This is a genomic window from Chromobacterium sphagni, from assembly GCF_001855575.1.
GTDB lineage: Bacteria > Pseudomonadota > Gammaproteobacteria > Burkholderiales > Chromobacteriaceae > Chromobacterium > Chromobacterium sphagni.
Genome location: NZ_MKCS01000001.1, coordinates 1,734,463 through 1,753,562 on the forward strand (window position 1 = coordinate 1,734,463; position 19,100 = coordinate 1,753,562).

General features: G+C 64.2%; 18 protein-coding genes. 11 read left to right on the forward strand and 7 right to left on the reverse strand.

All coding sequences use genetic code 11. The annotated features are described in order from the left end of the window. Positions 1-114: 114 nt before the first annotated feature. From ccsB to BI347_RS08195, 3 genes are all read right to left on the reverse strand, one after another. Positions 115-1,260 carry a c-type cytochrome biogenesis protein CcsB gene (ccsB, locus tag BI347_RS08185; RefSeq protein ID WP_071116374.1) on the reverse strand — a complete coding sequence of 382 codons (1,146 nt, stop codon included), beginning with the start codon at positions 1,258-1,260 and terminating at the stop codon, positions 115-117. After that, entirely contained in the window at positions 1,260-3,278 is a 2,019-nt protein-coding gene (locus BI347_RS08190; protein WP_071115695.1) for a cytochrome c biogenesis protein ResB, read from the reverse strand. The genes ccsB and BI347_RS08190 overlap by 1 nt, the downstream gene beginning before the upstream one ends. A gap of 133 nt (positions 3,279-3,411) precedes the next feature. After that, positions 3,412-4,026, reverse strand: coding sequence for a c-type cytochrome (locus BI347_RS08195; RefSeq protein WP_071111900.1), 615 nt, complete (start codon positions 4,024-4,026; stop codon positions 3,412-3,414). 92 nt (positions 4,027-4,118) lie between these two features. Between BI347_RS08195 and yihA the strand changes: the two genes are divergently transcribed. Then, complete coding sequence (gene yihA, locus BI347_RS08200; RefSeq protein WP_071111901.1) at positions 4,119-4,751, forward strand: ribosome biogenesis GTP-binding protein YihA/YsxC; 633 nt, start codon at positions 4,119-4,121, stop codon at positions 4,749-4,751. A gap of 194 nt (positions 4,752-4,945) precedes the next feature. On the opposite strand, the gene BI347_RS08205 is transcribed toward yihA, so the two are convergent. From BI347_RS08205 to BI347_RS08215, 3 genes are all read right to left on the reverse strand, one after another. Next, a complete protein-coding gene (locus BI347_RS08205; RefSeq protein WP_239690845.1) occupies positions 4,946-5,758 on the reverse strand; it encodes a septal ring lytic transglycosylase RlpA family protein in 813 nt (270 codons plus the stop codon). A 104-nt stretch (positions 5,759-5,862) separates the two neighbouring features. Beyond that, a complete protein-coding gene (trmL, locus tag BI347_RS08210; RefSeq protein ID WP_071115696.1) occupies positions 5,863-6,327 on the reverse strand; it encodes a tRNA (uridine(34)/cytosine(34)/5-carboxymethylaminomethyluridine(34)-2'-O)-methyltransferase TrmL in 465 nt (154 codons plus the stop codon). A gap of 40 nt (positions 6,328-6,367) precedes the next feature. Further along, positions 6,368-7,174 (reverse strand): ComF family protein, encoded by an 807-nt coding sequence (locus tag BI347_RS08215; RefSeq protein WP_239690846.1) that lies wholly within the window; start codon positions 7,172-7,174, stop codon positions 6,368-6,370. A 3-nt stretch (positions 7,175-7,177) separates the two neighbouring features. Between BI347_RS08215 and bioB the strand changes: the two genes are divergently transcribed. The 10 genes from bioB to BI347_RS08265 all read left to right on the forward strand — a co-directional run bounded on the left by bioB (position 7,178) and on the right by BI347_RS08265 (position 17,998). Continuing rightward, positions 7,178-8,161 (forward strand): biotin synthase BioB, encoded by a 984-nt coding sequence (gene bioB / locus BI347_RS08220; protein ID WP_083338767.1) that lies wholly within the window; start codon positions 7,178-7,180, stop codon positions 8,159-8,161. A 115-nt stretch (positions 8,162-8,276) separates the two neighbouring features. After that, complete coding sequence (gene bioF, locus BI347_RS08225) at positions 8,277-9,431, forward strand: 8-amino-7-oxononanoate synthase (protein ID WP_071111905.1); 1,155 nt, start codon at positions 8,277-8,279, stop codon at positions 9,429-9,431. Between the two features lie 183 nt (positions 9,432-9,614). After that, entirely contained in the window at positions 9,615-12,458 is a 2,844-nt protein-coding gene (locus tag BI347_RS08230) for a bifunctional diguanylate cyclase/phosphodiesterase (protein ID WP_071115697.1), read from the forward strand. Continuing rightward, positions 12,448-13,065: a class I SAM-dependent methyltransferase gene (locus tag BI347_RS08235; RefSeq protein WP_071111907.1), complete on the forward strand. Its 618-nt coding sequence runs from the start codon at positions 12,448-12,450 to the stop codon at positions 13,063-13,065. Before BI347_RS08230 ends, BI347_RS08235 begins: the two co-directional genes overlap by 11 nt. Before the next feature lie 24 nt (positions 13,066-13,089). After that, positions 13,090-13,854, forward strand: a complete 765-nt coding sequence (gene bioH, locus BI347_RS08240; protein WP_071115698.1) for a pimeloyl-ACP methyl ester esterase BioH — start codon at positions 13,090-13,092, stop codon at positions 13,852-13,854. Beyond that, positions 13,851-14,759 (forward strand): malonyl-ACP O-methyltransferase BioC, encoded by a 909-nt coding sequence (gene bioC, locus BI347_RS08245; protein ID WP_071115699.1) that lies wholly within the window; start codon positions 13,851-13,853, stop codon positions 14,757-14,759. Before bioH ends, bioC begins: the two co-directional genes overlap by 4 nt. Before the next feature lie 34 nt (positions 14,760-14,793). Next, complete coding sequence (locus BI347_RS08250; RefSeq protein WP_071111910.1) at positions 14,794-15,342, forward strand: GNAT family N-acetyltransferase; 549 nt, start codon at positions 14,794-14,796, stop codon at positions 15,340-15,342. A gap of 15 nt (positions 15,343-15,357) precedes the next feature. Further along, positions 15,358-16,251 carry a patatin-like phospholipase family protein gene (locus tag BI347_RS08255; RefSeq protein WP_095210779.1) on the forward strand — a complete coding sequence of 298 codons (894 nt, stop codon included), beginning with the start codon at positions 15,358-15,360 and terminating at the stop codon, positions 16,249-16,251. 83 nt (positions 16,252-16,334) lie between these two features. Beyond that, positions 16,335-16,985, forward strand: coding sequence for a glutathione S-transferase family protein (locus BI347_RS08260; RefSeq protein ID WP_071111912.1), 651 nt, complete (start codon positions 16,335-16,337; stop codon positions 16,983-16,985). A gap of 131 nt (positions 16,986-17,116) precedes the next feature. Next, positions 17,117-17,998, forward strand: coding sequence for a sterol desaturase family protein (locus BI347_RS08265; RefSeq protein ID WP_071111913.1), 882 nt, complete (start codon positions 17,117-17,119; stop codon positions 17,996-17,998). A gap of 103 nt (positions 17,999-18,101) precedes the next feature. Here the strand turns inward: BI347_RS08265 and BI347_RS08270 are convergent, their stop codons facing one another. Next, the gene (locus tag BI347_RS08270) at positions 18,102-18,806 is read right to left on the reverse strand and encodes a glycine zipper 2TM domain-containing protein (RefSeq protein ID WP_071111914.1); all 705 of its coding nucleotides are present in this window, start codon (positions 18,804-18,806) and stop codon (positions 18,102-18,104) included. Positions 18,807-19,100 lie beyond the last annotated feature (294 nt).

Here is a 19,100-nt window from a genome sequence, read left to right on the forward strand (position 1 = left end):
TAAGGGATAAAAAAGGGATAAAAGCGCTACAAGGATACCAAATGCCACTGCGGTAGGCGGGGAAAATGCAAAACGCCCCGCTTGCGGCGGGGCGTTGATGATGGCAGGGAAAGATTACAGCCCGCCGTAGGAGTGCAGCCCGGACAGGAACATGTTGACGCCGAGGAAGGCGAAGGTGGTGACCAGGAGGCCGCCGACCGACCACCAGGCCAGCGGCGCGCCGCGCCAGCCCTTCACCAGCCGGATGTGCAGCCAGGCGGCGTAGTTGAGCCAGACGATCAGCGCCCAGGTTTCCTTCGGGTCCCAGCTCCAGTAGCCGCCCCAGGCGTCGGCCGCCCACATCGCGCCCAGGATGGTGGCGATGGTGAAGAACAGGAAGCCGACCGAGATGGCCTTGTACATCATCTCGTCCAGTACCTCGGCCGAGGGCAGGCGGTCCTTCAGCCAGCCCTTCAGTACCAGCAGCTCGCCTACGCCCAGCATCGCCGCCAGCGCGAAGGAGCCGTAGCCGACGAAGTTGGCCGGCACGTGTATCTTCATCCACCACGACTGCAGCGCCGGGATCAGCGGCTGGATCTCATGCGCCTGGCGGTCCAGGCTGTACCACAGGATGAAGCAGACGGTGGCGCTGATCACCGGCAGCACCAGCGCGCCGGCCTGGCGGGCGGCGAACTGCGCTTCGTAGTACAGGTACATCAGCGCGGTGATCAGACAGAACAGCACCATCACTTCGTAGAGATTGGACACCGGGATATGGCCGACGTCCGGCGCGATCAGGTAGCTCTCGTACCAGCGCACGAACAGGCCGGCGAAGCCCATGACGGCGGCGGACCAGGTCAGGCCGCGGCCCATGCGCAGCAGCAGCTCGGAGCGCCGCGCCACCGCCAGCCAGTAGACGGCGGTGGCCAGGAAGAACAACGTGCACATCCACATGATGGCCGATTGACTGGACAACGCGAACTTCAGCCAGAACGCGGTCTGGCCGCGCGCCAGGTCGTGGTTGTAATCGGCGATGGCCAGCAGTGCCAAGGCGCCCGCCAGCGGGAAGAACCAGCGCCAGGATTTCCAGAACCAGCCCAGCGCGACCAGGCCCAGCGCCGCGCCGGCCAGGATGCCCTGTTCGTAGACGTCCATGCCCTGGTGGTAGAGCTGGAAGGCGCGACCGGCGGCCAGCGCGATCAACAGCGCGTAGCCCCAGTCCCAGAGGCTCAGCCGCTTCCATAGCGGCGTCCGTGCAAAAGAATTCGTAGCCAGTTCCATCATGATCCCCGTGTCAGCTGTTGGATGGCGTCGAGATGACGCTGGAAGTCGCGGTCGAGATCGCGGTTGTGCCGGTTGGATGTCATCGCCACCCGCAGCTGTTTGCCGTTGATGCGTATCCACAGACGGAATTCACGCACATAGAACATTAGCACGATGCCCAGCACCAGCAAGATCGAACCGAGATAAACCAGGTTCTTGCCCGGCGAGCGCGTCATCTGCAGGCCGGACGACTGCACCTGGTCGAAGCCGTCCAGCTGCAGGAACACCGGCGCGTTGTAGTCGTGCAGGCCGCTGCTGGCCACCAGGCCGTCCAGCAGGAAGCGGTAATGCTGAGCGTCGGCGGCCAGCGGGCTGGCATGGGCCTTTTCGTCGGCCACCGCCATCACGTCCACCACCGCGCCCTGCAGGATCTTGATATAGGTCTGCGCCACCGCCTGGCGCTTGTCGGCCGGCACCCGCTCATCGAGGAATTTCTCCAGTCCGGCGAAGCCGCCGTCGGCGAAGCGCTGCAGCACGCCCTTGACGCTGTCGCCGAAGTTCTGCGCCAACTGCTGGTCTATCACGCCGCCCGCCATCGCCTTGCGGGTGGCGCGACGCGCCACTTCGTCATACAGCGCCGGGTTGCGCAAGGCGGCGTGCAGCCGCATGAAGCGGTCTATGCCCATCTCGTCGTCCAGCGGCAGGCGCAGGTACTGGAAGGGCTCGGCCGGGGTCCGGCGCAGGCCGGCCATCAGATAACTGGCGCCGTCCTGCTGGATCGGGGCCATATAGTGCAGGTATTCCACCGCCTGGCCCAGGCTGTCGCGCAGCTTGAAGCTGATCGACGGGCCGAAGTTCTTCAGCTCCTTGGTTTGCTTCACCTCGCGCGCGTCGTGCATGCGTTGCAGCAGCGTGGGATCGGCCGCGCCGGGCTTGCCGACGTTCTCAATGTTGAACACCCTGAGTTCGCCGAACTCCAGCGCATAGTCCTTGCCGTTGGCGCGCAACGGCTGGTTGGCCATCGACACCCCTTGCAGCGGCACCGGCGCGACCGCGGTATCGGCCAGATTCCAGGCTTTGAAGCGCAGCGGCGAGCCGCCGTCGCCGAACGACGACTGATAGATGGCGATGCCGTCGACGATCAACGGGTGGTTGACCTTGACCGTGGCTTCGGTGCGCTTGCCGCTGGCCTTGTCGGTCACCACGATATCGCTGGCGAACAGCTTGGGCATGCCGCTGCTGTAGTAGTCGACGTGGAATTTCTTCAGCGTGACGATGAAGGGCAACTCCTGCACCAGATAGCCGTTGCCGGAATCGATGAAAGTGACGTCGGCACTCTTGTTTTCCACGATGCGGGTGGTGCCGCGGAACGACAGGTTCGAGGCCGACAGCCGGCTGGCCGCCGGCACTTGGCTTTGCGGGATGTCGCGGGTCTCCGGCGTCACGCGGCCTATCAGCTGCCCCAGCTTCAGCGGCAGGTTGCCGTCCATCAGGCCGCCGACGCAGATCACGATCAGCGCGATGTGGGCGAAGAAGTAGCCCAGTTTGCCGGCGGAGCCCTTCTTGGCGGCGATCAGCAGGCTGCCGTCGGGATTGTCGCGCAGGCGCAGACGGTAGCCCTGGGCCTGCAGGTAGGCGGCGAGCGGTTCCGGCGCGGCGTTTGCGACGGCGAGGGCCTGGCTGTGCGACATGGCCGCCAGCGAGCTCTCGCCGGCCTTGTCGCGGTAGGAGCGCATCTGTTTGACGAAGCCCGGCCCGTTGCGCAGCACGCACAGGGTGAGCGACAGCACCAGGAAGGCCAGGATGGTCAGGAACCAGGCCGAGTGGTAGACGTCAAACAGCCCGAGCTGTTCAAAAGCCTGGAACCAGAACTGGCCGAATTCAAACGCATAGTTTGGGTAGGGCTCGTTCTGCTTGAGCACGGTGCCGATGATCGAGGCGATCGCCAGGATGGTCAGCAGGCCGATGGCGAAACGCATTGAGCTGAACAATTCGTACAGCGCGTGGCGAGTGGTGTTGCGGCGATGGTTTGTCATGGTAGGTAACACAAAAAGGGAAGCCGGTCCGGAGCTTCCCTTTCGAACGCGCCTGGTCGGCAAAGTTGCGTCGGCATGCCGGGCCGCATGACGGGCATGCGGCCTGCGGCTTGCCGACCGCAGGCGTCACGGCTCAGCGCAGGCCGGAAATGTATTCGGACACCGCCTTCATCTCGGCATCGGTCATGCGGCTGGCGATGTCGGCCATGATGGGGTTCTTGCGGTCGGCGCCGGCCTTGAAGTCGGCCAACTGCTTGGCGACGTAGCCGGCGTGCTGGCTGCCCAGGCGCGGGAACTGGTCGGGCAGGCCCTTGCCGGCCGGACCGTGGCAAGCCATACAGGCCGGCACGTGGCTGGCGGCGTTGCCGACGCGGTAGATCTTGGCGCCCAGCGGCAGCTGCTGCTTGTCGGAGGCTTCGCGCTCTTTCGGCTTCTGCTCGCTGAAGTAGGCGGCCAGGTTGTGCATGTCGCCATCGGACAGGCCGGCGGTCATGCCGAACATGGTGGGGTTCTTGCGTTCGCCGCTCTTGAACGCCTTCAACTGGCTATACAGATACTGCTGGCTCTGGCCGGCAAGAGTGGGATTGGCCGCCGCGACGCTGTTGCCGTCCGCGCCGTGACAGGCCGCGCAGACGGTATCCACGATCTGCTTGCCTTTTGCCGGGTCCCCCTTTGCCACCGGAGCGGCTGCCAGCACGGAGCCGGCCAGGGTTAGGGTTGCCATCGCCAACAGCATTTTACGTCTCATGGTCGCTCCTTTAGGGGCTTGCCCTAAAATATCTGTAAAAATAGCAATTCCAAACCTGTTATTCTATACCAACTGATTTCAACCTTACTACCATGTCGATTTTTCAGAACGCCAGATTTTATACCACCGTCAACCACATGAAGGACCTGCCGGCCACCCGCGCCGAGGTCGCTTTCGTCGGTCGCTCCAACGCGGGCAAGTCCAGCGCCATCAACACGCTGGCCAATCGCACCCGTTTGGCTTATGTGTCCAAGACGCCGGGCCGAACCCAGCATATCAACTTCTTCGAGCTGGGAGACGAGTGTTTTCTGGTGGATTTGCCCGGCTACGGCTACGCCGAAGTGCCGGAAGCGGTGCGCGCCCACTGGGTGGAACTGCTGGGCCGCTACCTGCAGACGCGCCAGAGCCTGATCGGCCTTCTGTTGATTATGGACGCTCGCCACCCATTGAAAGACCTGGATCGCAGAATGCTGGAATTTTTCCGTGTCGCCGGCCGTCCGGTGCACATTCTGTTGTCCAAGGCCGACAAGATGTCGCGCCAGGAACAGAGCAAGGTGTTGACGCTGGTCAAGCGCGAGTTGGCCGATTATCCGTCGGTCAGCGTGCAGATGTTCTCCAGCCTGAAGAAGACCGGAGTGGACGAGGTGGAGCAGGTGGTCAAGGGCTGGTTCGACGCGCTGCCGCAGCAGGAGCCGCCGCTGCTGCCTCCGGCGGAGGAACTTTAACAGCGGCCCATCGCCTAAACAGCAGGTGTTCACACCTCCCGCTTGGCTCCCTGAGCGGGGCCTGAGTCGTTGATGTCCAGGCATTGCCCCGGCCCGAGAAGGTCGGGGCTTTTTATTGCCCGGCGGGCATGAAAAAAGGCGAAGGATGCATCCTTCGCCTTTCGCCCTATGCCATACGGTTCAGCTGACAGCCGTTACAGGCTGGTGATCACGGTTTCCACGTGCAGGTTCTCGGCCGCGCTGCGCACGGCGTCGTCAGACGGGAACGGTCCCAGGCGTACCTTGTACACCCCCTGCTGATTGACGATGCCGAGCTTGGAGTCGTAATGATCGTCCAGCTCGCCCAGTGTCTTCTGCAACAGCGCTTCGGCGTTGGCCAGCGTGGCGAACGAGCCCAGTTGCAGGTACTTCGGATTGTCGCCTGCGCGCAACTCGCGGCTGACCGGCTGGGTGGCCGGTTGCGCGGACGCGGAGAAGGTGTTGTCGGCTGCGGGCCAGACGCGGTCTATCGCGATCTTGGCGCTGCCCTGCTGGATAAAGCCCAGCTTGTACGCCGCGGCGTACGACAGGTCCATCAGACGGCTCTTGTGGAACGGTCCGCGGTCATTGACGCGAACCACCACCGACTTGCCGTTGGTCAAGTTGGTCACCCGGGCATAGCTCGGGATCGGCAGCGTTGGATGCGCTGCGGTCATGGCGAACATGTCGTAACGTTCGCCCGAGGACGTCTTGCGTCCATGGAACTGCTTGCCGTACCAAGAGGCACGGCCTGTGGCGTGGTAAGGCTTTTCTCGCACATCGGGACGGAAGCTCATGCCCAGCGCCGAGTAGGGCAGATTGGCCGACTTGATCAGCGGCTCATCCTGCGGCACGGCGTCGGGCACCAGGTTCAGGTTGACCGGGATATGATCGGCCGGACCGTCGTTCTGGAAATAAGCTCCGTTCTTGGCGACGGTCTTCTTGTTTGTCGGCGAAGCCGACTGGTTTGTGGCACTGGCCGTCTTCACAGTGGAACAGGCCACAAGCACGAGACTGACGAATACAAGCCACAGCCATCGGAGTACAGGTTGCATAAACCTCCCTATGCTGTTGGGCCAACCTTGCGAACCGCTTACCCTCCCCCTGTGAAATCGAGCTGGCGCCATGCCTCGTACACTGTCACCGCGACAGCGTTGGAGAGGTTGAGGCTTCTCGACTCGGGACGCATCGGCAAACGAATCCTTTGTTGCGCCGGCAGGGCAGCCAGCACATCTTGCGGCAAGCCGCGGGATTCGGGACCGAACAGAAAAACGTCCCCGGGTTGGTAGGAAATCCGGTCATGGCGCGTAGCGCCCTTGGTCGTCGCGGCGAAAATCCGTCGTCCTTGAAGCGCCTGCAAACAGGCAGGCCAGTCTTCGTGGACCACAACGCGGGCATACTCGTGATAGTCGAGTCCTGCGCGCCGCAACTTGGCATCCTCGAGCGGAAAGCCCAGGGGTTTGACCAGATGCAGTTCACAGCCGGTGTTGGCACATAAACGAATCACATTGCCCGTGTTGGGCGGGATTTCCGGCTGAAATAGAACAACAGTGAACATCGTTGGCAGGCTGGATTGTTCCAAGGAATCAAAATCTTGGTCAAGTATTTGGGGAAAACGCCCGGGCAAGCACCCATGCATCGACCCGTTCCGCACCCTGTTTTTTGAGCACTTTGGCTAGGGCGGAGAGGGTGGCGCCGCTAGTGGCGACGTCGTCGATGATGGCAATGGAAAGCCCGTCGCAGCGGCGTTTTACGCCGAATGCATGACGCACGTTTTGCAGTCTTGCGGCGCGACCGAGCGAGGCTTGCGGCAATGTGTTGCATTTTCGCCAACACAGGTCGTCCGAAAAACGGCTGTTTATTGTAACAGCGAACGCTTTGGCAAGCTCGGAACTCTGATTGAAGCCTCTTTCCGCAAGTCGTTCATTTGCCAATGGAACGGGGATGACAAGGTCGTATTCGTGGGCTTGACAACCGGCGAAATCGGTGAGCAAGTCCGCCAGCGCCCCGGCCAATTGTAAGCGTTTTCCGTATTTGAACGCATGGATCAGGCCATTCAGGGGGTAGCCAAACAGATAAGGAACGTGTAGCGCGTCGAAGGCCGGCGGATGGCGCTGGCAATGGCCACACAGCATGCTGTCCGGCGTCGGTTCCGCGCAGCGCGGACAGCGGGACGCAGGCAGGGGCGGCAGCATTGCGCGGCAGCCGGGGCAGAGCGCGCCCTGGCTGTCGGCGCGGCCGCAGAGCGCGCATTTTTGCCTAATAAATGAGCAGTTGTTAATTAATTCTATTATGTGGTTTGACAGCATCGCATCCACGCTCCAAGATTTTGCAGCTCTGCCCATGCGGGCAGGGTGACGAACGGCCTGATTTTTCGTCAAAATGACAAACACATGTTGGAGCATACGATGCATTCAGTAACGATGGAGTTCAAGCGCCCGGCTGCGCCGCATCCGGAAAAGGCTAATTGGAGCGTCGACGAGGTAGAGGCGCTGCTGGGGCTGCCTTTCATGGAGCTGGTGTTCCGCGCGGCGGAAATCCATCGGCAGTTTTTCGACCCTACCCGCGTGCAGCTGTCCACGCTGGTTTCGATCAAGACCGGCGGCTGTCCGGAGGATTGCGGCTATTGTCCGCAGTCGGTGCATCATGACACACCGGTGGCCAATGAGCCGATGATGACGGTGGACGAGGTGGTGGCGGCGGCGCGGCAGGCCAAGGCCAACGGCGCCGGCCGCTTCTGCATGGGCGCCGCCTGGCGCGGTCCCAAGGATGCCGATCTGGCCAAGACGCTGGACATGGTGAGCCGGGTGAAGGCGCTGGGATTGGAAACCTGCGCCACCTTCGGCTTGCTGCGCGATGGCCAGGCCGAGCAACTGAAACAGGCGGGGCTGGATTACTACAATCACAATCTGGATACCGCGCCGGACAAGTACGCCGACATCATCCAGACCCGCGAGTATGAGGACCGGCTGGACACGCTGGGCAAGGTGCGCTCGGCGGGGCTGTCGGTATGCTGCGGCGGCATCGTCGGCATGAATGAAACCCGGCGCGACCGCGCCGGCCTGATCACCCAGCTGGCCAATCTCGATCCGCAGCCCGAGTCGGTGCCGGTCAACAATCTGGTGAAAGTGGTGGGCACTCCGCTGGAGGGGGCGGAAAAGCTGGACTGGACCGAATTCGTCCGCACCATCGCGGTGGCGCGCATCGCCATGCCCCGTAGTTATGTGCGCCTGTCGGCTGGCCGGCGCGAGATGGACGAAGCCACCCAGGCGCTGTGTTTCCTGGCAGGGGCCAATTCCATCTTTTATGGCGACAAGCTGCTTACAACGGGCAATCCCGACGTCCTGGCCGATCAGGCGCTGATGCGCAAGCTGGATCTGCAGGCGCTATAAATAAATCTTCGCAATTTCCCGCTGTCGGCTTAAATGCAAACATATATATAGTGTGTCGTGCCGGGGTGGCTTGGCTGCCGCGGTTTGGTCAACAACGTAAAAGAGTGCAAGCCATATGCGCCTACAAGACCTGTCCGCAGCCTTGCTGGAGCTGGACGCCAGCCACCGCCGCCGTCAGCGGGTGAGCCTCGAGTCGCCGCAAGGCGTCGAGATCATCATCGACGGCAACGAATACCTGTCTTTCGCCAGCAACGATTACCTTGGCCTGGCCGATCACCCCTCGCTGGTGCGCGCGGTGCAGCAGGGCGTGGAGCGCTGGGGCGTCGGCAGCGGCGCCGCGCATCTGCTCACCGGCCACAGCCAGGCCCACCAGCAGGCCGAGGAGGCGCTGGCGCGCTTTGTCGGCCGCGAGGCGGCGCTGCTGTTCGGCTCCGGTTACGCCGCCAATCTGGCGGTGATCACCAGCTTGGTCGGCCGCGGCGACGCGGTGTTCGCCGACAGGCTTAACCACGCTTCGCTCAACGACGGCTGTCTATTGTCGCGCGCCGATTTCCAGCGCTTCCGCCATAACGACCTCGACCATCTGGAGCAGTTGCTGGCGGGGAGCAGCGCCCGCACCAGGCTGATCGCGGTGGACGCGGTATACAGCATGGATGGTGACGAAGCGCCGCTGCCGGAATTGCTGGCGCTGGCCGAGCGCTACGATGCCTGGTTGTACATCGACGACGCTCACGGCTTCGGTGTGCTGGGGCAGGGACGCGGTTCTCAGGCTGAGCGCGACCTCTCCAGCGAGCGGCTGATCTATATGGCCACGCTGGGCAAGGCCGCAGGCCTGGCCGGCGCTTTCGTCGCCGGCAGCAGCCTGCTGGTCGATTGGCTGGTCAATCGCGGCCGCACCTATATTTTCAGCACCGCCCAGCCGCCGGCCCTGGCAGCCGCGGTGAGCACCAGCCTGAGGCTGATCGCCGAGGCCGACGACCGGCGCGAACGCCTGGCGCAGCTGGTGGCGTGCTGCCGCCGGCGCCTGGCCGGCACGGCTTATTCGACGGGGACTTCCCGCACACCGATCCAACCATTTATCATAGGCGGCGATGCGCATGCCATGAAACTAGCCCAAGGCTTGCAGCAGCAGGGTTACTGGGTGCCCGCCATCCGCCCGCCGACGGTGCCCGACAATGGCGCCAGGCTGCGGATTTCCTTGTCGGCGCTGCATGATGTGCAGCAGCTGGACACCTTGCTTGACCGCATGCTGTTGCTGGCCGAAAGCTGACTTCCCGCTAAGGCGGGAACCGCCGCGGCATGTCGTCGCCGCTCTGACGACGCAAGCCCGGAGCCTTGGCTCCGGGCTTGCGCTTATCCGGTCTTCGGGGAGGAGGCCGGCGGTGCCGGCCCTGGGGAAGGGGCTTGGGCGTCGCATGCGGACTTTCCAGCTAACTCATACTACGATAACGACATGAAGAGCACGGCTGAATACCTGGAAACTCCCGAACAGGCTGCCGAGCAGGCCTTGGCGCTGCTGCGGCAGGCTGGTGGTTTGACTGCGGCCGCGGTGTGGGGGCGGATTGGCATGGCGTGGCAACGCCTCGCCTGCCTGGGCGCGGCGGATACGCTGCCGGAGGCCGACGCGCTCGGCAATGGCCGCCTGCCCGGACCGGATGGCGGCGCGCTCGCCTTGCGCGCGGCCGACAAGACGCTGGGCTGGCTGGTCTGGCGCGGCCAAGCCCCGGCCTGGACGGCCGGCGTCGCGTCCCTGCTTGCCGGCCACCTGCACTGCGCGATGCTGCGCGCCGAACAGGCGGCCGCCCGCGTCGCCAATGAAACCATGCTGGAGATCAGCTTGCTGGCCGGAGAAAGCGCCACGCCGGAACGGATGCTGCCGCGGCTGCACCGGCTGATGTCGCGGCTGATGGACGCCAGCAATTTCTACATCGCGTTGTACGACGAGGACAGCGCCACCCTGCGGTTTCCTTTCTATCTCGACACCCGTGATCCGGCGCCGCCGGACGCCGACAGCGTGTTTCCGCTCAACGGCGCCAACGCCTCCCTGGCCGCCTGGTTGATCCGCGGCGGCAAGCCTATGGTGCTGAGCGCCGAGCGCATTCTGGAAGTGTGCCGGCAGCAGGGGTTGGCGCATCCGGCGCAGCTGCCGGCGTTCTGGATGGGCGCGCCGATGGTCAATGTCGGCGGCGCGCTGATCGGCGCGGTGGTGTTGCAGTTGTATGAGGACCAGACGCCGTTTACTTCGGCCGAGCAGCTGCTGTTCATGTTCGCCGCGCGCCATGTCGGCTTTGCGCTGGACCGGGTGCTGTACCGCGGCCAGCTGGAGCGGCAGGTGTGGCTGCGCACCAGCGAGCTGGAAGGCGCCAACGCCCGGCTGCGGGCCGAGGTTTCCAGCCGCAAGCGGGCGGAAAAATTCCAGGACGTGTTGTTCCGCATCGCCGAACTGTCGAATACCAGCCTGTCGCTGGAGGCCTTTCTCAGCGGCCTGCACCGGCTGCTGAACGAGATGGTGGCGGCGCGCAATTGCCTGGTGGCCTTGTACGATACGGTCAACGATCGCATCAGCTTCCCCTATTGTTCCGACGAGTACTCTCCGCCGCTGCAGCCCCGCAAGCCCGGCAAGGGCTTCATCGAGCAGGTGCTGCACAGCGGGCGGCCGCTGCTGGTGGACCCCAGTAGCGCGCTGCCGGGGCAGATGGGCGACGACGGGGGCGTGAACCCGAAAAGCTGGCTGGGGGTGCCGCTGTATTGCGGCCACGAACTGCTGGGCGTGCTGGCGGTGCAAAGCTACGAGAGCGACGTGACGTACAACTTCCGCGATCAGGAGGTGCTGGAGTTCGTCGCCAACAATATTGGCGCCGCGCTGGCGCGGGTGCGCGCGCTGGAGGGGCTGCAGCAGGCTTATGCCGAACTGGAACAGAGGGTGCGCGAGCGCACCGGCGAGCTGGACGCGGTCAACGCCCAGCTGGAGTTCGACAGTCTGCACGATCCTCTGACCAAGTTGCCGAACCGCACCTATTTCGCCAAGGCGCTGCGCCGGGCCTGGGATGAGTATACCGATGGCGGCGACCGCTTCGCGGTGGTATTCATCGACCTGGACCGCTTCAAGCTGGTCAACGACACCCTGGGCCATCTGGCCGGCGACCACCTGCTGTTCGAGGCCGGTGCCCGCATCCGCTCCTGCCTGCGCCATTACGATTTCCTGGCGCGGCTGGGCGGCGACGAGTTCGCGGTGCTGATGTTCGGCATGGATTCGGTGGACGAGTGCGAGGTCATCGCCCGCCGCATCGTCAGCGAGTTCGAGCGGCCGGTGATCCTGGCCGGGCGCGAAGTGTTTTCCACCTCCAGTGTCGGAGTGGTGCTGGCCGACCGCGAGCATTACCACAAGGCCGACGATCTGCTGCGCGACGCCGACCACGCGATGTACTGCACCAAGCAGCAGGGCCGCCAGGGCTACACCCTGTTCAGCCACCAGCTGCGCATCGACCAGGCCGACCAGCTGGCGCTGGAGTCCGAGCTGCGGCGCGCGCTGGAGGAGGAAGGCCAGCTGGTTCCCTACTACCAGCCCTTCATCGAGGCCAAGACCGGCAAGCTGGTGGGCTTCGAGACCCTGGTGCGCTGGCTGCATCCGCAGCGCGGCCTGATCTCGCCCGGCATCTTCCTGCCGATGGCGGAGGAAAGCGGGCTGATCACCCGGCTGGACCGCTACATGATCAATGCCGCTTGCGCCCAGTTGCAGGCCTGGCGCAGCCAGGGCCAGGTGGGCGAGGAGATCGCGCTGCACATCAACCTGTCGTCGGCCAATTTCCACGATCCCGACCTGGTGCGCTGGATAGGCGAGCGCATCGCCCACTACCAGCTGCCGCCGGCCATGCTGCATCTGGAAATCACCGAGAGCGCGCTGATAGACCAGCCGGAAACCGCCGCCACCGTGATGCAGGCTCTGCACGGCCTGGGGGTGAAGCTGGCGCTGGACGACTTCGGCACCGGCTATTCCGCGCTGTCCTACCTGCACCGCTACCGTTTCGACGTGCTGAAGATAGACCAGTCCTTCGTGTTCGACCTGGACCACAAAGAGGAGTCGGCCGCCATCGTCCGCGCCATCCTGGCGCTGGCGCGCGCGCTGGATCTGGATGTGGTGGCCGAGGGGGTCGAAACGGCTTCCCAGCTGGCGATGCTGCAGGAGATGGGTTGCGGCAAGCTGCAGGGTTTCTACTTCGCCGCGCCCGCGCCGGAATGGGGCATAGACTGGGCGCGGCTGGCGCGCTTCGAACAGGAAATCCGCTGTGCGGCGTGAATGGTCCACCCGCTTCAACCGCTGGCGCTACGATCTGTACGCGCCGCTGTACGACACGCTGGCGCAGGGTTTCGCCGCCAGCCGCCGCCGTTCGCTGGGCCTGCTCAATCCGCAGCCGGGCGAGCAGCTGCTGCTGGTGGGCGCCGGCACCGGGCTGGATCTGGACTTCCTGGTGCGCTGCCGCCATCTCACCGCGATAGACATCGCGCCAGCGATGCTGGAACAGCTGCGCGCGCGTGCCGCCGCGCTGGGGTTGGAGGTGCGCGCGGAGCAGATGGACGCCCAGCGGCTGGCTTTCGCCGACGCCAGCTTCGACGCGGTGGTATTGCACCTGGTGCTGGCGGTGGTGCCCGATCCACAGGCCTGCCTGCGCGAAGTGGAGCGGGTGCTGAAGCCCGGCGGCCGGGCGGTGGTGTTCGACAAGTTCTTGGCCGACGGCGCGCGCGCGTCCTTGTGGCGCCGCGCCGGCAATCTGCTGGCCCGGATGCTGGCCAGCGATGTCAACCGGCGGCTGGGGGATATCGTCGCTGTTACCAAACTGCAACCGATTCACGACGAAGAAGCCGGCTTTGGAGGTTTCTTTCGCATCGTACTCTTGCGAAAATAGCGTCTTTCCCCCATTTGTGTGTCCATGAATCTGTTTGTTGAAACGCTGGGCCAGGGGCCGGACGTGGTCATGCTGCATGGCTGGGGTTTGCACGGCGGCGTGTTTGCCCGTGTGGCCGAGCAACTGGCGACGGGTTTCTGCGTCCACCTGGTGGATCTGCCCGGCCATGGCGCCTCGCCGGCGCTGGAGATGTTTGACGCCGACGCGGTGGCCGACCTGATCGCATCCCATTTCCCCTTGCCCGTCCACGTGGTCGGCTGGTCGCTGGGCGGTCTGATCGCCCAGCATTGGGCCGCGCGCCATCCCGCGCGGGTGAAGAGCCTGGCATTGGTGGCCACCAGCCCGCGCTTCGTGCGCGACGACAGCTGGCCGCACGCGCAGGAGCGCAAGTCCATCGAAGCGGTGGCGGCCAGCTTGGACGGCGCGTTCGAACAGACGCTGGAGCGCTTCCTTGCGCTGCAGATGATGGGGGCGCCCGCTGCCCGCGACACTTTGAAGGCGCTGCGCGGCGAACTGTTTTCGCACGGCCGGCCGCAAGGCCTGCTGCCGGCGCTGCAATTGCTGCTGGAGGCCGACGCGCGCGCGCTGGCCGGCGGCATCCGTTGCCCGGCGGCGCTGTTCTACGGCGCGCGCGACGCCATCACCCCGCTAGGCGCCGGCCGCTGGCTGGCCGACGCGCTGGCCGACGCCATCCTTTACGAATTCCCGCAAGCCTCGCACGCGCCCTTCCTGTCGCATGAACAGGATTTCGTGCGCGCGCTTGCCCAGCATCTGGAAGCCCAGGCATGAGTGAAGCGTTTTATACCGACAAGGCGCGGGTGCGCGCCTCGTTCGAAAAGGCCGCGGCCAGCTATGATTCCGCAGCGGTGTTGCAGCGCGAAGTGTCCGACCGTATGGCGGAACGGCTGGAGTACATCAAGCACCAGCCGGCGGTGATTCTGGATGCCGGCGCCGGCACCGGCTACGGCGCGGCCCAGCTGCGCGGCCAGTATCCGCAGGCGCGGGTGCTGGAGCTGGACTTGGCGCATGCGATGCTGATGGCTTCGCGCCAGCGTCAGCGCGAAGGCGACGGCCTGCTGAAGAAGCTGTTCAAGCCCAGCCTGCCGTGGCAGGTGGTGGCGGACGTCGAGCGTCTGCCGCTGGCCGACGACAGCGTGGACATGATCTGGTCCAACCTCACCATCCAGTGGATAAACGAGCCGGACCGGATGTTCGCCGAGCTGCGCCGGGTGCTGAAGCCGGACGGCCTGCTGATGTTCTCCACGCTGGGGCCGGATACGCTGTTCGAATTGCGCGGCGCCTTCGCCGGCGTCGACGCCGCCACCCATGTCAACCAGTTCATCGACATGCACGACATCGGCGACGCGCTGATGCGCGCCGGTTTCGCCGAGCCGGTGATGGACATGGAAAAGATCGTTCTCACCTACGACGACGCGCGCGGCGTGATGCGCGACCTGAAGGCGATAGGCGCGCACAACGCTACCGCCGGCCGCGGCCGCGGCCTGATGGGCAAACAGGCCTGGCGCAAGGTGGAGGCGGCCTACGAGCGCTACCGCCACGACGGTAAGCTGCCGGCCAGCTACGAGGTGGTGTACGGCCATGCTTGGAAAGGCAGCGGCAAGAAGGTGGCCAAGATGAGCGACGACGGCCGCCAGGTGATCGAATTCGTCAAGAAAGCGCCGCGGGCCGACTGAGCGGGAACCGGCGGAGCCAACAGGAATCTGCTTAATGAGTGTGGAAATCCGCAAAGCGCGCCGCGATGACGCGGCTTGTCTGGCTGCGCTGTCGATTCAGGTGTGGTTGAGCACCTATCTCACCGATGGCATCCGCCCGAGCTTGGCCGACTATGTGCTGACAGAATTCACCCCTGCGAATTTCGAGGCGTTGATCGCCGATCGTTCGCACCACTTGCTGGTGTTGGAGCGCAGCGGCCATCTGTTGGGCTATGCGCAGCTGAGCCTGGATAGCGCTTGCGAGGGGTGCGATGGCCCGGCGCTGGAGCTGGAGCGGCTTTATCTGGTGGAGAACCATACCGGACAAGGCCTGGGCCGGCGGCTGATGATGGCTGCGCGGCAATGGGCGCAGGTTCAGTCTGGCCAGCCGCGGCTGTGGCTGAGGGTGTGGCACGGCAATGAGCGCGCGATCGCCTTTTACCGTCGGCTGGGCATGGCGCTGCACGGCGAAACCCATTTCGAATTGGAGGGCGCGCGGCATCTCAATTATGTGATGCTCGATCCCGCGCCCGTTGGGGCGGCCGTTGCGGTCGCCAATGTCTGAAAGACTGATGAAATCATGTTGAGCAAAACCACTTTTCGTTGCTGGCTGCTGGCCGGCGTCGCCGCCATGGTGGCCGCTTGCGGCACCACCACGCCGCCGGTTCAAGCCCCCAAGCCGCAATCCAAGGCTAAGATCGGCCTGGCGCTGGGCGGCGGCGCGGTCAAGGGCTTTGCCCATATCGGCGTGATCAAGGTGCTGGAGGCCGCCGGCATCGTGCCGGATGTCATCACCGGCACCAGCGCCGGCAGCGTGGTGGGCAGCCTGTACGCGTCCGGCTTGAACGGCATGCAGCTGCAGCAACGCGCGATCGCGCTGGACCAGGCCGACCTGACCGACTGGACGCTGTCCAGCAAGGGTGTGATCAAGGGCGAGAAACTGCAAGACTGGATCAACACCCAGGTGGGCAATCGCCCGCTGGAGAAGCTGGCCCGTCCGTTTGGCGCGGTGGCCACCGAACTGGACTCCGGACGTCGGGTGGTGTTCCGCACCGGCAATACCGGCCAGGCGGTGCGCGCCTCCGCCAGCATCCCCAATGTGTTCTTGCCGGTGAAGATCGGCGGCAAGAGTTATGTCGACGGCGGCCTGGTCAGTCCGGTGCCGGTCAGCGCGGCGCGCGAGATGGGCGCGCAGTTCGTGATCGCGGTGGACATCACCGCGCGGCCTAAGGTCGGCAAGGCCACCGGTTTCCTGTCGATGCTTGACCAGAGCCTCAACATCATGAACGGACCGGTGCTGGCGCAGGAACTGAAGCAGGCCGACGTGGTGATCCACCCCAATGTGCTGAACATCGGCTCGGCTGATTTCGACGCCCGCAACCAGGCCATTCTGGAGGGCGAGAAGGCCGCGCAGCAGATGTTGCCGCAAATCCGCAAATTGTTGCAGCAGAAAAGCCAGATGATGGCTAAATAACTGAATATGCGGCAAGCTGCCACTGCGGGCCGGCCGATGCGAGTATTCCCCGGGCTGTTTTCGCAACCTATTTTGGAGATGGAATGATCAAACTTCATGGTACTCCGTTATCGCCCTACTACAACAAGGTGAAAGTCGGCCTGCTGGAAAAGGGAGTGAACTTCCAGGAGGTGTTGACCTCGCCATCGCAGGAAGACTGGTTGCTGGAAAAAAGCCCGATGGGTAAGGTGCCCTTCGTTGAGATCAACGGCCATCCGGTGGCGGAGTCGACGGTGATCCTGGAATGGTTGGAAGATGCCTATCCTACCGCCTCGCTATTGCCGCCCACGCCCAACGGCCGCGCGCTGGCGCGCGAACTGATGACCATGCTGGAGTTGTACGTGATGGCGCCCAGCGGGCCGTTGGTGCGGCATATGGTCAAGGGCAGCAGGCCGGAGCCGGCGCAGTGCGACGAGATTCGCCAGGGCATCGCCCGCGGCATCAGCGCGGTGGCGCAGCTGGCGCAGCAAAGGCCATGGCTGGCGGGCGAGGATTTCAGCTTCGCCGACATCAGCGCCGCCAGCATCCTGCCGCTGGTGGCCAAGTTGAGCCAAGGCTTTCTGGGCGAGGACATGACGCTGCGGCTGTCCGGTTGCGGCGAGTATCTGCAGCGCCTGGGCGGTCGGCACAGCGTAGCCCGCGTCTGGGCCGACCGCGACGCCTCCCTGGCGGCGCTGATGGCGCGGCGCGACTAGCGGCTATGGCTTTCTCGCCACATGGCGGCGACGAAGCCGTGGTGGGCGTAGAGGCGCAGTTGACAGCCATGGCGTGGTAGAGTCTAAACTCCAATCGAGTGTTTGCTCGTTGCCCGTCGAGGTGCTTGTCGATGAAGTTTCCGGTTGAATTGATCCTGCTGGCGCTGGTGCCGGTATTCCTGCTGTTCGTCGCCGGAGAGCTGTGGTTTCTGCGGCGGCGCGGCAATCTGTATGATCTGCGCGATTCCTTGTGTAGCGCGGGTCTGGGGCTGCTACATCAGGGCGCCGACAAGCTGGCCTGGCTGCTGGTGTTGCCGCTGTACGGCTGGATCTACCAGCAGCACCGGCTGTTCAGTTTTCCCGACAGCGCGCTGAGCTTCTTCCTGCTGTTTCTGGGGCAGGACTTCCTTTACTACTGGTTCCACCGCGTCAGTCACCGCGTGCGCTGGCTGTGGGCGGCGCACAGCGTCCACCACAGCTCCACCCGGATGAATTTCACCACCGCCTTCCGCCAGAGCCTGATGTATCCGCTGGCCGGCATGTGGGCGTTCTGGCTGCCGCTGGCCTGGCTGGGCTTTCCGCCGCAGCAGGTGGTGGCGGTGGTGCTGCTCAACCTGGCTTTCCAGTTTTTCGTCCATACTCAGGCGGTGCCCAAGCTGGGCTGGCTGGAGTATGTGTTCAACACCCCGTCGATACACCGCAGCCACCACGCCAGGAATCCGCGTTACATAGACCACAATTACGCCGGCGTGCTGGTGGTTTGGGACCGGCTGTTCGGCACCTTCGTTGAAGAGCTGGACAGCGAGCCCTGCGACTATGGCACGGTGAAGCCGGTGAACAGCTTCAATCCGCTGTGGGTCAGCGTGGTGGAGTGGCGCGACATGTTGCTGGAGGCATGGCGGGCGGAGAACTGGCGCGACCGCCTGATCGCGTTGTTTGGTGCGCCGGAGGCGGCGGAACGGGTGGCAAGCAAGCAGCGGCGGGTGCCACCCGCCAAGGGCGTGTCGGCCTGATCCGCCGGGGCCGCGCTGGGCGGAATGCGAAAATGCCGTTCCCCGCGTTGGCGGAACGGCATTTTCATGCGCATGGGGCGTCTGGAGGCCCGGCGCGCCGCGCTTACATCAGCAGCTTGCCGTCGCGGGCCGGCAACGTCTTGCCTTGCGGCCTTTCGTCCATGCGCACGGTGGCGGTCTTGCCGTCCAGCGAGTAGCGGACGTTGTAGCCCACCACCTTTTCGCTGTCGACGTTCTCGGTGTTGCAAATGGTCTGGGTGCTGGTGACCTGGTCGCGCTGCTGGATGCCTTCCTGCACCTTGTTGCCTGCGAAACCGCCGGCCAGCGCTCCGAGCACGGTGGCGGCCTTCTTGCCGTTGCCGCCGCCCACCTGATTGCCCAGCAGGCCGCCGACCACGCCGCCCAGCACCGAGCCGGCGATGCGGTTGTTGTCCTGCACCGGCGCCTGGTGGGTCACCTGTTCCTGATGGCACACCTGCTTGGGTTCGCTGACGGTCTGCTTGATCGGCGACACGCCCAGGATCTTGGCGTAGCTTGAATGCACGGGTTTGGGCTTGACTGTGGGGGCCGGCGCAGGCGCCACAACAACGGGCGCAACCGGCTGCGGCGTGGCTTGCGCCACGACAGTGGAGGCGGCGGCGGGCGCCAGAATTTGCGCCGCCGGGGCCGAGGCAAGCGCTTGCGGCGCGCTGGCTGTGGCCACCACGGCCGGAGTCGCCGGTTTCAAAGCCTGGATGCCCGCCACGCCGATGGCGCCCAGTGCGATGCCGCCACCCAATACGCTGGCGATCAATACCGATTGTTTCATTGTTATCTCCCTGATGCGACGCGCTATCCGTCGCTTGCTGCTCTGACACTGCATATTGGCAGACAGTTGCAAACGCTTTGTTCGGCATTTGTCACCGCAGGTAACCGAACGTTCGCGCCGCCGGCTATGGAACTAGGGTGGAAATTCGCAGTTTGATGGGCATTGATGAGCAATTTATGGTTTGAAATTGCAAACATAAGGAAATTATATTTTTAAAACGCAGTCATAAGGCATATTTTGGGCATTTATATTGTGCCCAGTAGTTTGACGGCGAGGCGCGCGGGTGGTTAGATG

Bases quoted from the DNA above. Each gene is read 5' to 3' on its own strand.
- ccsB (WP_071116374.1), bottom strand. From the start codon at position 1,260: ATGGAACTGGCTACGAATTCTTTTGCACGGACGCCGCTATGGAAGCGG.
- BI347_RS08190 (WP_071115695.1), bottom strand. From the start codon at position 3,278: ATGACAAACCATCGCCGCAACACCACTCGCCACGCGCTGTACGAATTG.
- BI347_RS08195 (WP_071111900.1), bottom strand. From the start codon at position 4,026: ATGAGACGTAAAATGCTGTTGGCGATGGCAACCCTAACCCTGGCCGGC.
- yihA (WP_071111901.1), top strand. From the start codon at position 4,119: ATGTCGATTTTTCAGAACGCCAGATTTTATACCACCGTCAACCACATG.
- trmL (WP_071115696.1), bottom strand. From the start codon at position 6,327: ATGTTCACTGTTGTTCTATTTCAGCCGGAAATCCCGCCCAACACGGGC.
- BI347_RS08215 (WP_239690846.1), bottom strand. From the start codon at position 7,174: ATGCTCCAACATGTGTTTGTCATTTTGACGAAAAATCAGGCCGTTCGT.
- bioB (WP_083338767.1), top strand. From the start codon at position 7,178: ATGCATTCAGTAACGATGGAGTTCAAGCGCCCGGCTGCGCCGCATCCG.
- bioF (WP_071111905.1), top strand. From the start codon at position 8,277: ATGCGCCTACAAGACCTGTCCGCAGCCTTGCTGGAGCTGGACGCCAGC.
- BI347_RS08230 (WP_071115697.1), top strand. From the start codon at position 9,615: ATGAAGAGCACGGCTGAATACCTGGAAACTCCCGAACAGGCTGCCGAG.
- bioH (WP_071115698.1), top strand. From the start codon at position 13,090: ATGAATCTGTTTGTTGAAACGCTGGGCCAGGGGCCGGACGTGGTCATG.
- bioC (WP_071115699.1), top strand. From the start codon at position 13,851: ATGAGTGAAGCGTTTTATACCGACAAGGCGCGGGTGCGCGCCTCGTTC.
- BI347_RS08250 (WP_071111910.1), top strand. From the start codon at position 14,794: ATGAGTGTGGAAATCCGCAAAGCGCGCCGCGATGACGCGGCTTGTCTG.
- BI347_RS08255 (WP_095210779.1), top strand. From the start codon at position 15,358: ATGTTGAGCAAAACCACTTTTCGTTGCTGGCTGCTGGCCGGCGTCGCC.
- BI347_RS08260 (WP_071111912.1), top strand. From the start codon at position 16,335: ATGATCAAACTTCATGGTACTCCGTTATCGCCCTACTACAACAAGGTG.
- BI347_RS08265 (WP_071111913.1), top strand. From the start codon at position 17,117: ATGAAGTTTCCGGTTGAATTGATCCTGCTGGCGCTGGTGCCGGTATTC.
- BI347_RS08270 (WP_071111914.1), bottom strand. From the start codon at position 18,806: ATGAAACAATCGGTATTGATCGCCAGCGTATTGGGTGGCGGCATCGCA.